Source organism: Oleiphilus sp. HI0128, from assembly GCF_001635365.1.
In genome coordinates this window covers 1-11,106 of sequence record NZ_LWGG01000730.1, presented here as the reverse complement: position 1 = coordinate 11,106, position 11,106 = coordinate 1, and the positions used below count along the sequence as shown (strand labels likewise).

The window sequence follows — 11,106 nt, the reverse complement described above, 5'->3', positions numbered from 1 at the left end:
TGGCAAGTATATTTCGGTCGGTAGCCTGGAACCAAACTTCGCGATGGTTTTGCTATCTACCCTAGGTTTGACAGCTTACCAGAATAAGATTGCCGACCAACGAGCCGAAACCCAAACAGAAATCAAGGCAGCAATTGCAGCAAAAGTGATCGAAAAAGACCAAGCTCACTGGAATGACGTCTTTGGCAACTTAGATGCTTGTGTAGAACCTGTATTGAGTATCAACCAGGCTGCAGCGCACCCTCACTTCATAGCGCGGGGCATGATTACCACCGCTGTAGATGAGACAGGCAACGAGATTCAACAAATAAATAGCGCATTGCCATTTAAGTCTGAAGGCATAAAGCAAGCAGGGAGACCTTTGGGGGCAGATACCTCAGATGTATTAAAGTCTTTGGGCTATAGTGATGAGCAAGTTCAGGGGCTTAGAGAGGGGAAGTGTGTTAAGTAAGCATATATCTCGCTGTGAACCTGACTCGTGCTAACCTGCCAGCGAGCCGTGGAAGGCTCTGCCTACAGCTGAGGCTAAGTCGGGGCCTTGCTCAATAACGCAATCAGCGCTTCAATCTCACTTAATTTCTCTTCTGCGTTCTTGGCCTCAAGCTCAAACTTAAGTTTTGTGGCGCCTTCTAGCTTGTACTTTATCGGGTTCTTTTGCACTAGCTGAACGATGGCCAAGGGGTCGACTTTCGTGTCTTTTGAAAACTCAAAACTACCGGAGGTCTCGCCTGCGTCGATTTTATCGATGCCAACAGGATCGGCTTTGAGCTTCAGCTCTGTTTGACGCATTAGGTTTTTCACAGCGTCAGGTAACATACCGAAGCGGTCAATCATTTCGACTTGAATGTCTTTTAGGCCGTCCTTATCGGCAGCGTTAGCAATACGTTTATAGAGTACTAAACGCATATGTACGTCTGGTAAATATTCGTCAGGAATAATTGCGGGAATACGCAGGTTCACCTCGGTGCCATGCATTGGGTTCTCAAGGTCGAGCTCTTTTCCTTGTTTAAGCGATTTAACGGCTTGATCTAGCAAGTCCATATATAGGGTAAAACCGATATTCTGAATCTGGCCGCTTTGTTCTTCACCTAATAGTTCACCTGCACCACGTATCTCTAGGTCGTGCGTTGCCAACATGAAGCCCGCCCCAAGTTCTTGCGAGGCAACAATTGCTTCAAGTCGTTTTTCAGCATCGCCACTAAGTTTTTTAGAGCTGGGTGTCATGAGATAGGCGTAAGCCTGGTGGTGTGATCGTCCGACGCGTCCACGTAACTGGTGTAGCTGTGCCAAGCCGAACTTATCAGCTCGGTCTATCATGATGGTGTTGGCATTAGGAATATCGATGCCGGTCTCAATGATGGTTGAGCAAACTAAAACATTAAAGCGCTGGTGATAAAAGTCTGACATCGCGGTTTCAAGTTCACGCTCACGCATTTGACCGTGGGCAATGCCAACTCGCGCTTCAGGTACCAGTTTAGTTAAGTACTCAGCTTCTTTATGAATATTTTTAACATCGTTAAATAAGTAGTAAACCTGACCACCACGCAGAATCTCACGCAAGAGAGACTCTTTGATCAAAGCATCTTCGCGCTCACGAACGAAAGTTTTTACTGACAGACGCTTAGCAGGTGGTGTGGCGATAATCGATAGATCGCGTATGCCGCCCATCGCCATATTTAAAGTACGCGGTATTGGCGTGGCGGTAAGGTTTAAAATATCTACGTCGCTGCGGAAAGACTTAATCTTTTCTTTCTGCTGCACACCGAATCGATGTTCTTCGTCAATAACCAAAAGACCAAGGTCTTTGTACTTAACATCTTTTTGAATCAGCTTGTGGGTACCGACAATAATATCTATTTTTCCAGCCTTTAGGTCTTCCAGCGCTTTAGCCTGATCTTTTGGAGAGTTGAATCTTGATAGCACATCGACTTTAACCGCCGTGCCTGCAAATCGATCTTGGAAAGACTCGTAATGCTGCTGCGCAAGAAGTGTCGTAGGAACGAGCACTGCGACCTGCTTACCCGAGTAGGTTGCGACAAATGCGGCACGCATCGCCACTTCAGTTTTACCAAAACCAACGTCTCCGCAGACGAGCCGGTCCATCGGCTGTTCGCGTGTCATATCGCGAAGCACTGCCTTAATCGCAGCTTGCTGATCGGGTGTCTCTTCAAACGGGAAATTGGCGCAGAAGGCGCGGTAAGCTTCACCAGGTTTATCACATTTAAATCCGGAGCGTGCTTCACGCTTTGCATAAACTTCGAGCAATTCTGCGGCCGTATCACGAATTTTCTCTAAGGCTTTTTGCTTTGCTGCACTCCACTTTTCAGTTCCCAGACGGTGCAGCGGAGCGAGTGATTCGTCAGTTCCGCTATATCGAGAAATAAGGTTGAGGTTAGATACAGGAACATAGAGCTTGGCTTCGTTGGCATACTCAAGCATTAGAAACTCATCGACTTGATCACCCACTTTGATCGTTTCTAAACCGCGATAGCGGCCAACGCCATTATCAATATGTACGACCGGCGCGCCGATGGATAATTCCGTCAGGTTTTTCACCATCATTTCAGAATTATCACTAGATTTCTTACGGCGTCGGCTCTGTACAACTCGCTGGCCGAACAATTCTGTTTCGGTGATAACCTGAAGTGACGCTTCTTGCGAAATAAAGCCGTGCGACAAACTGCCAGTTACTAACTGTACCTGGCTGTCTGTTTGCAGAAAGCTTTGCCAGCTTTGAGTGTCTTCGAATGCGAAGGCGTACTGTGTGAACAACTCGCTTAGTACTTCACGTCTGCCCGCGGTTTCAGCAATGATCAGCGTCTTACCGGCAAAGGCGTCTATTGCCGTTTTAAGCGCACTGAGTGGATCGGTATTTCTGTCATCGACACCTACTTGCCCTAGTACATCAAAAGGTAAGTTTGATTTACCTGCACCTTCACTTAATCTCGCGGTGGATAAGGTTAACCTTGGGTGTTGCTTTAAATCAGAAAATAATTCGTCAGTTGTCAGGAACAGGTTTCTAGGCGGAAGAATAGGGCGCTGGATATCGTGCCTTCGATCTTCGTAACGGCCGTTAATATCGCTCCACACATGATCTAGCAATTCAGGCATGTCACTTGGCGTAATGACAAGTGACTGTTCAGGTAAATAGTCAAACAGTGTTGTCATCTCTTCAAAAAACAGCGGGCTGTAATATTCAACGCCGTGTGGTTTGATTCCGTCTTTGATATCTCGATATAAAGGACAGTTTGATGCCGCATTTGGGAACTGCTCTAACCAACGGTTCCGAAAACTCATGCGGCTTTTATCGTCCCATGGGAATTCGTTTGCAGGTAAAATCTTTAGCGATTTGATCTTATTTTTTGAACGCTGGTTATCCGGGTCGAATGTACGCAGGCTTTCTATCTCATCATCAAACAACTCGATACGAACGGGTTCTTCACTGCCCATAGGGTAAAGGTCAAAGATTGAGCCTCGTATTGCGTACTCGCCATGCTCATAAACGGTATTAACATTTCTGTAGCCAACTTCTTCAAGCATACGGCGGTACTTTTCAAGCTCAAATGTCTGCCCATTCTTTAAAGAAAAGGTGTGCGCGTTCAAAAAGCTTTTTGGTGGCAAACGATGCAATAGCGTATTAAGCGGGATGATAAGTAAGCCGCGCTTAGCAAGAGGAAGCTTGCTGAGAGTTTCCAAACGCTGAGAAATAATATCTTCATGGGGTGAGAATGTATCGTAGGGAAGTGTTTCCCAGTCAGGGAAAACATAAACCTCATGCTTGCCTTCGTTAAAGAATTTAAACGCGCTTTCCATTGCGTAGGCTTGTTGCGAATCTTTAGCGATATATAAACAAAAGCCTTCTATCTCATTAAGTAACTCGTAAAGTGTCGCCGCGCTAGCACCTTGAGGAATGGAGCCCCAGTATTTATGGTCAGCGGGCACTGAAGGAATAAGCGTTGACGAAATAGAAGAGACATTCATGCTAAGTTACTGTTCTCGAATTGGCGGCAGAAATAAGGGGCGAATAATAGCTTTGATCGAGGAATATTGCACCCCGATATAAGCCCTTAGCAAACGAGATACAAAAATCTTTGCTTTGGTTTAACGAAAGCGCTTTCTTTGTGGCATAATTCGCGCCGCTATTAATAGATAGCTGAACCATGACCCAGATCTTGAGGCAATACCTTGTTAGTTACCGCGAATATTACAATGCAGTTTGGCGCAAAGCCGTTATTTGAAAACGTTTCAGTTAAGTTTGGTGAGGGCAACCGCTATGGCCTAATTGGTGCCAATGGCTGCGGTAAGTCAACCTTTATGAAAATATTGGGCGGTGACTTAGAGCCTACCTCGGGGAATGTCTCTAAAGACCCTAATGAACGAATTGGTAAGCTAAAGCAGGACCAGTTCGCCTATGAAGAGTTTAGTGTTGTCGATACCGTTATCATGGGGCATGAAGAGCTTTGGTCAATCAAAGCGGAGCGTGATGCGATCTACGCCAAGCCTGAAATGAGTGAAGAAGACGGTATTCGCGCAGGCGAGCTTGAATCTGAATTCGCTGAAATGGACGGCTACAGTGCAGAATCTAGAGCGGGTGAATTACTGATTGGCGTTGGTATTCCGGTTGAGCAGCATTATGGCCCAATGAGCGAAGTTGCACCGGGTTGGAAACTTCGTGTCTTACTCGCGCAAGCACTTTTCTCTGAACCCGATATCATGCTGCTCGATGAGCCGACCAACAACCTGGATATTAATACCATTCGTTGGCTAGAAGGTGTTCTCAACGAGCGTAACTGTACGATGATCATCATCTCGCACGATAGACACTTCTTAAATAGTGTTTGTACGCATATGGCTGATCTCGACTACGGTGAATTACGTCTGTATCCGGGCAACTATGACGAATACATGCTTGCATCGACTCAGGCACGTGAACGCCAGATGTCTGATAATGCGAAGAAGAAAGCACAGATCTCAGAATTAAAGGCCTTTGTCGCTCGTTTCTCAGCCAATGCATCTAAATCTAAGCAAGCCACCTCGCGTGCAAAACAGATTGATAAAATTCAGCTTGATGATATCAAACCCTCGAGCCGCCAAAACCCTTTCATCGTCTTTAACCAAGAAAAGAAGCTTCACCGAATGGCGCTTGAAGTTGAAAGCTTGACCAAGACCTATGAAGAAACGCTCTTCAAAGACCTTAACCTGATGGTTGAAGTGGGCGAGCGTATCGCGATTATTGGCCCTAACGGTATCGGAAAAACCACCATGCTTCAGTGCCTTACAAATAGCATCGAGCATGATGCTGGTACAATAAAGTGGTCTGAGAATGCCAATATTGGTTACTACGCTCAGGATCACGCTTCAGATTTCGAAGAAGACAAAGATCTATTCGAATGGATGGGTGAATGGGGGCAAGAAGGTGATGACGAACAAGTGATTCGTGGCACTCTTGGTCGCTTACTTTTCTCTCAGAACGATATCAACAAGTCAGTCAAAGTGATTTCGGGTGGAGAGCAGGGCAGGATGCTATTTGGCAAGATCATGCTTCAGAAGCCAAATATTCTTGTGATGGATGAGCCGACTAACCACTTGGACATGGAGTCTATTGAATCCTTGAATATGGCGCTAGAAAAGTTTGAAGGAACTCTACTGTTCGTTTCTCACGATAGAGAATTTGTTTCATCTTTGGCGACACGTATTATCGAGATTACGCCTGATGGCATAGTCGACTTTAACGGTAACTATGATGAATACCTAGAGAGCCAGGCCCAGTAAAAACCTTGCTCTTAAGGTTTTGAATGAAGGGGCGTAAAGCCCCTTTTTTAGCATTGTTATATATCGACCGGACTTACGACACCTCGCTCCTGTATGCCAACAACGTGTGTGTAGATCTGGGTGGTTGAAATATTGGAATGCCCCAACATTTCCNGAATTGCCCTAATGTCTGTTCCCGCTCGTAGTAGGTTGGTAGCAAAACTGTGCCTAAAGGTATGGCAGCCAGCCTTTTTATATATGTTAGCGAGCTTCAAAGCCTCTTTAATCTTCCGTTGAACCGCACGCTCACCTAAATGGTGACGGCGATAAATACCAGCTCGCGGGTCCTTCGAAAGCGAATTCGCCGGAAACACGTATTGCCATGCAGGGGCTGTTGCAGCATTCGGATACTTACGTGCCAAGGCACCCGGAAGATAGACCGCCCCATAGCCCTCTTCAAGATCTTTCGCGTGCAGCGCGAGTGCATAGTCTATTTGAACTTTTAAGGGCTCAATCAAGGACTTGGGAAGCAGCGTGCGCCGCCACTTTAGCCCCTTAGACTCACGCACTATTAGGCAGTTATTTGCAAAGTCGATGTCTTGAACCCGCAAACGAACCGCCTCCATGACCCTAAGGCCAGCCCCATACATCAGCTTTGTTAGCATAAGGTAAACGCCATCTAACTTACCTATTACCGCCAGCGCCTCGGCATGACTAAATACCGTAGGAATTGTTTGCGGCCGGTTGCTCAGCTTGAAATCAAGATCACCTAGCTCAATCTTCAAAAACTTATGGTACATAAAAACCAAGGCATTGAGCGCAGTCTTCTGCGTATTGACCCCGGCGCTCTGATCGAGCGCTAAAGAACTCAGAAACTGATCGACCTCGACAGCCCCCATTTCCTTGGGGTGCCTTTTGTTGTGAAAACGAATAAAACGTATTACCCAATGGCAATAGGTTTTCTCGGTCTTATAGGCCATTTGTTTACTACGAATAAATGCTCGAAACTGATCAATAAAGCGCACGGGCTTTTTAGGGAGAGGTAGTGGTATATCATCCATAAAACTAATCCTTTAGTTTAAGAGTGAGTCAAAATAGCTATGAAAAGCGACCTCCTGTCGTATATCTATAGCTACCGTTAAAATACGGTAAAAGCTATTTAAAAACAAATAATTATGAAGGCTTGTAATAAAAGGATAGGCGACACGAGTCGCACTTTGTAAATTGCAAAAACTTTGGACTTCATCGGACTCCAGAAATGATGTAGGATTCGTGTGATATAGAATTTTTTTAAAAAAGGATATACGACAAATGGATATACGACCTTATGTCGTAGATTCAAATGTTACATGCCAAAATGACTGATACTGAATTTCTACTATATTACAATTCAATTGTTGTATTTATAGCTTTAGCTATTGCGGTTTGGCGTGTCAAAAATAACTGGCAGGTTATTAAAGCACAGGCAGTCGAGGCTGAGATCGTTCAAGTTGAAAAAGACGTTGATGTTGTTATATCGATCAATATCAAAATTAAGACTCGCCATAGCCTTGCTATCGAGCAAATACATATTGACCCAATGTACGACAAAACAGATTATCGTGTAGGTTCACCTTTTACGGTGTGGGTTCATGATAGTAATCCAAGATTGTATTTCAGATCTAAACCAAATGCATTCAAGCTAATTGGTAAAATTGGATTACAGTCATTGGCTATTTGGGTGATATTGTGTGGTATGTTAATGGTAGCTTTTGCCAAGAAGTTTAGCATGTAACAAGTTTATCAAACCTCGTTCCGCCCACAAAGGAACGTGGGCTGCACTGGACGCGCGAAGACACGCGCGCCGTTTATAAAAGCGTTAGAATTTTTAGGCATCATCCACAAAAGGAAGTATTAGTGATTAAAAAAATACGAATATTAATTTTCATTGCTGTTTGTTCTGCTCTTTTACCAGCTTGCGCTCATTTTTCCTCAAGTTCTTTCCAAGAAGAATATGTTCAAGGTGATCAAACTACATTTAACACTGGTGATTCTGTATTTCTTAAGATTAATAGTTATGCCAATTGGTCTGACTATTCAACGGTTAACACGCTAGTTGCAGATGCACTCCAAGAAAGCTTTTCTAAAAAAGGTATAAAAGCAAAATTTCTCTCTGAGAAAGATGAGCTTCCTCAGAGTTATCTTGAAATTGTTTCTATTGTTGATAATACCGCAGGTGATGAAAGTCGTGACTTTGATCCCCTTTCGTATTTATCTGCAGTTTGGTGTGGCTTGTCAGTTTTTGTTCTACCTATGATTAGCACCGATTTCGATGTGCTCGTAAAAATTAACCGATTTGAAAATGGTCAAATTGTGTCTAGCCATTTGTATTCAAGTCATATGTATCAAATGGCTGGGTTTTCTATGATTCCATTTATGAGTTCGGACGATGTTGGAGACGATATTGCCTCTATAGTGGATAATGTTTCTCAGGATTATTTGGAGTTAAATTAAGATGATCAAGCTACTTTCAATAACAATACTCGCTAGCTTGCTTAGTTCGTGTGCCTCTAGCTATTTCAACGTCTCAAAGAATACCCCTAAAAGCGAGTCAGCAATCTTGTATACATACAGTGAAGGACAAAGGGCTGGAACAATTTATACAGTGTTACTTAAGTCAATTAATGGCGAAAAACTTTCTGGAAAGTCTAAACGATGGTTATATGTCAAACCCGGAGAGTATGAAATTGAGGTAACCAGTCACAAGTACAATGAAGGTGCATATATCGCAGGAGCTATTGCAGGAGGTGTTGCTGGCGGAGCCATGGGGGCAAGCGTTGATACTGGTGCCATTGTAGCAAGCTCTGAAGCATACGCAGAAATGGAGCGAACTAGAGTAGAAGATAATAATATCATCGCGCGGCTGGAAGCTGGGAATATATACGTGATCGATCCAGTTATTGAAAACAAGAAAATAAAGTATTTTGAAGTTAAAACGTACTAAATAAAGAAATTCTAACCAAGCGTTCAACCGGACTCGCCTTCGGCTCGCGCGGTTAACGCGGCGTTAAGTCTCATAAAGGAAGGTTACTTTAGTGATAAGGATTTTAATATTATTTACCGCACTGATCGTATGCAGCGCAGCTAAAGCCGAAATGTCGGGCTTTGCGCCTCTTGATTTTTTACCTGATGTCGATAGAAATGGTATACGTGATGACATTGATAAACAAATAATTGATCTATATGAAAATGATAAACGCCGCATACACTTGGCTAGTCGCGCTGCTAAATTAATCCAAGAAATCGCGCAAAATGAAGATTCTCCAGATTATGTCCATACTTTGTATCTCGAGTTAGAATCGATCAAAGTTTGCTGGAAAACACTAACTAGCGAATATCTAGAAGTTACTCTTGATCCGTTAGTTTTAAACACTTATGCAGTTTTGTACCCTTATTTATCGGTCCTTGCTGAAGCTATCAGACTGCATGGATCGGCTCGCGATGAGATTATCAATACCGTCTTAAAGCAAAAATATTTCGAGTTTTGCTCATCATGATCAAACTTAACAAGTTTAGCCTGCATCGCCCAAGGACGCCTTGGGCTGGACTCGCTATCGCTCGCCGCAGCTAAAGGCGTTATGATCAAGGAAGTAAAAATGTATAAAGGTGTGCTTATTGTATTCCTACTACTTTTATCAGGGGCCTCTCAAGCCTGTGAGGAATTCCGAAAGCCCAAAGCTCACTTTCCAGTATTAGGTGTTACTCCAGAATTTTTGTCCCAAGAAATGCCGAAAATCATTTCCTTATTAGAGGGCCAAACTATCGTATATATGAGTTTCTGGTCACCCAAGTGCTTAGATGTAATGGCTGGTAAGCTCGAAAGCAGAGAAAACCAAGAAGGCTTTACCTACTATTTCGACAAAAATGATAAAGGCTGGTTTATATCTGGGGCACATAAATGGGGAAGTTAATCATAACCAGTTTAGCCTGCATCGCCCAAGGGAACCTTGGGCTGGACCTCGCTGCGCTCGGCCGCAGCTAAAAGCGTTAGAGTAAAAATATGAAAAAGAAATTAAAGGCAATCTCCATTGTTATTCTAGTAGTCGTAGCCTTTTTAATTGGTGGTGGTTACGGTTACTCAGTTGCTAATAAAGATACTACGGCAAGGTGGTTGTCTAGCACTGCTGGTCAAGCTTTAATAGATCGCTCGCTGGTTAGCGAAGCAATCAAAGATATTGATCATGGCAATGTTATTCAGGCTAGGGAAACTTTAAGCAGTTTGTCCGTGTCTCTTCAAATTCAACTTAAACAATGCGTAGAGTCTGAGCTTTGCCAGGAATCAATTAAGAACAATGCAGCAAAAGTATTCAATCAACTCTAACAAGTTTAGCCTGCCTCGCCCCGGAAAAAGCCCCGGGGCTGGACTCGCTATCGCTCGCCGCAGCTAAAGGCGTTATGTGTATTAATGAATGGAATTCTTGCAATGAGCAAAGTAAAAATATTGGAGTATCCTAAGAAAGGAGAACCTGATTATAGCCATCTTAACCTCGTTGTAGAGTTTTTGCTTAGCTCAGGAAATAAGTCTGCCAACGAATATATTTGGGGTGTAAACAGAACGGGATACTTTTGTCACTTGGTCAAGGATATCAACTTCGAAGCTTTACGATTGCACTTTGATATTCCGCCTTCAATAGAGCTAAGTGAAACTGAACAGCGTATTAGCTGCATGAATACTTATACTGACATCAAAGTAACAAAGAAAAAATGCACATAACCAACAGCTCAAACGGACTCCGTAACAATCGCATCATTTTTGTTCCAAAAATGCCGCCATTGTTACTCCTCCGTTTAGCTGGGCGTTAGATGCCCCATGTGCTCACAGCCTCTCCAAAAGAACAAGACTGTTCATTTTTAAAGGGTTAGTTTAATCTTTCGAAAAATATATACATTGGAGAAAACTGTGAAAAACTGGTTATTCTTATCCGCTGCTATTATTTGTGAAGTAATTGCAACATCCAGTCTTAAGTCTAGTGAAGGTTTTACTAAAATCGCCCCATCGCTGCTTGTTATTATTGGCTATGGCGCTGCTTTCTATTTACTTTCACTTACTCTGAAATCAATCCCTGTTGGTATTGCATATGCAGTTTGGTCAGGGCTTGGCATAGTTTTAGTAACTCTAGTCGCATGGTTCATGCACGGGCAAAAACTTGACCTTTGGGGGTATGTTGGCATGGGTTTAATCGTTGGTGGCGTTGTTGTTCTCAACTTGCTTTCAAAAACCAGTGCACATTAGTCCAGTATGCATCTAACAAGTTGCACCAGTCGGAAAACCTCCGCTCCGCGGCTTTGTGCATTCGCTTCGCTCATTGTTGCACA

At 43.6% G+C, this 11,106-nt stretch carries 12 protein-coding genes; 10 read left to right on the top strand and 2 right to left on the bottom strand.

The genetic code is table 11. From position 1 onward, the window contains the following. On the top strand, nucleotides 1-451 hold a 451-nt coding region (locus tag A3763_RS09185), incomplete at its 5' end, for a CoA transferase (RefSeq protein WP_197482868.1). Between the two features lie 74 nt (nucleotides 452-525). Here A3763_RS09185 and mfd read toward each other — a convergent pair. After that, nucleotides 526-3,981: a transcription-repair coupling factor gene (gene mfd, locus A3763_RS09180; protein ID WP_068553071.1), complete on the bottom strand. Its 3,456-nt coding sequence runs from the start codon at nucleotides 3,979-3,981 to the stop codon at nucleotides 526-528. 204 nt (nucleotides 3,982-4,185) lie between these two features. On the opposite strand from mfd, the gene A3763_RS09170 reads away from it, so the two are divergent. Next, the gene (locus A3763_RS09170; RefSeq protein ID WP_082865111.1) at nucleotides 4,186-5,772 is read left to right on the top strand and encodes an ABC-F family ATPase; all 1,587 of its coding nucleotides are present in this window, start codon (nucleotides 4,186-4,188) and stop codon (nucleotides 5,770-5,772) included. 56 nt (nucleotides 5,773-5,828) lie between these two features. Here A3763_RS09170 and A3763_RS09165 read toward each other — a convergent pair whose 3' ends face one another. After that, nucleotides 5,829-6,812 carry an integron integrase gene (locus tag A3763_RS09165; RefSeq protein WP_068759992.1) on the bottom strand — a complete coding sequence of 328 codons (984 nt, stop codon included), beginning with the start codon at nucleotides 6,810-6,812 and terminating at the stop codon, nucleotides 5,829-5,831. A 296-nt stretch (nucleotides 6,813-7,108) separates the two neighbouring features. On the opposite strand from A3763_RS09165, the gene A3763_RS09160 reads away from it, so the two are divergent. The 8 genes from A3763_RS09160 to A3763_RS09125 all read left to right on the top strand — a co-directional run bounded on the left by A3763_RS09160 (nucleotide 7,109) and on the right by A3763_RS09125 (nucleotide 11,023). Further along, a complete protein-coding gene (locus tag A3763_RS09160) occupies nucleotides 7,109-7,525 on the top strand; it encodes a hypothetical protein (protein ID WP_156495027.1) in 417 nt (138 codons plus the stop codon). A gap of 122 nt (nucleotides 7,526-7,647) precedes the next feature. After that, nucleotides 7,648-8,244 carry a hypothetical protein gene (locus tag A3763_RS09155; RefSeq protein WP_068553632.1) on the top strand — a complete coding sequence of 199 codons (597 nt, stop codon included), beginning with the start codon at nucleotides 7,648-7,650 and terminating at the stop codon, nucleotides 8,242-8,244. A 1-nt stretch (nucleotide 8,245) separates the two neighbouring features. Then, entirely contained in the window at nucleotides 8,246-8,734 is a 489-nt protein-coding gene (locus A3763_RS09150) for a hypothetical protein (protein ID WP_068553631.1), read from the top strand. Nucleotides 8,735-8,825: 91 nt separating this feature from the next. Continuing rightward, the gene (locus A3763_RS09145; RefSeq protein WP_068553633.1) at nucleotides 8,826-9,287 is read left to right on the top strand and encodes a hypothetical protein; all 462 of its coding nucleotides are present in this window, start codon (nucleotides 8,826-8,828) and stop codon (nucleotides 9,285-9,287) included. Between the two features lie 99 nt (nucleotides 9,288-9,386). Continuing rightward, on the top strand, nucleotides 9,387-9,701 hold the full coding sequence (locus tag A3763_RS09140) for a hypothetical protein (protein ID WP_068634256.1): 315 nt from the start codon (nucleotides 9,387-9,389) through the stop codon (nucleotides 9,699-9,701). Nucleotides 9,702-9,790: 89 nt separating this feature from the next. Further along, on the top strand, nucleotides 9,791-10,111 hold the full coding sequence (locus A3763_RS09135) for a hypothetical protein (protein WP_068634255.1): 321 nt from the start codon (nucleotides 9,791-9,793) through the stop codon (nucleotides 10,109-10,111). A 102-nt stretch (nucleotides 10,112-10,213) separates the two neighbouring features. Beyond that, on the top strand, nucleotides 10,214-10,504 hold the full coding sequence (locus A3763_RS09130; protein ID WP_068511499.1) for a hypothetical protein: 291 nt from the start codon (nucleotides 10,214-10,216) through the stop codon (nucleotides 10,502-10,504). Between the two features lie 186 nt (nucleotides 10,505-10,690). Beyond that, nucleotides 10,691-11,023, top strand: coding sequence for a Qac family quaternary ammonium compound efflux SMR transporter (locus A3763_RS09125; RefSeq protein WP_068511193.1), 333 nt, complete (start codon nucleotides 10,691-10,693; stop codon nucleotides 11,021-11,023). The last annotated feature ends 83 nt before the right edge of the window (nucleotides 11,024-11,106 follow it).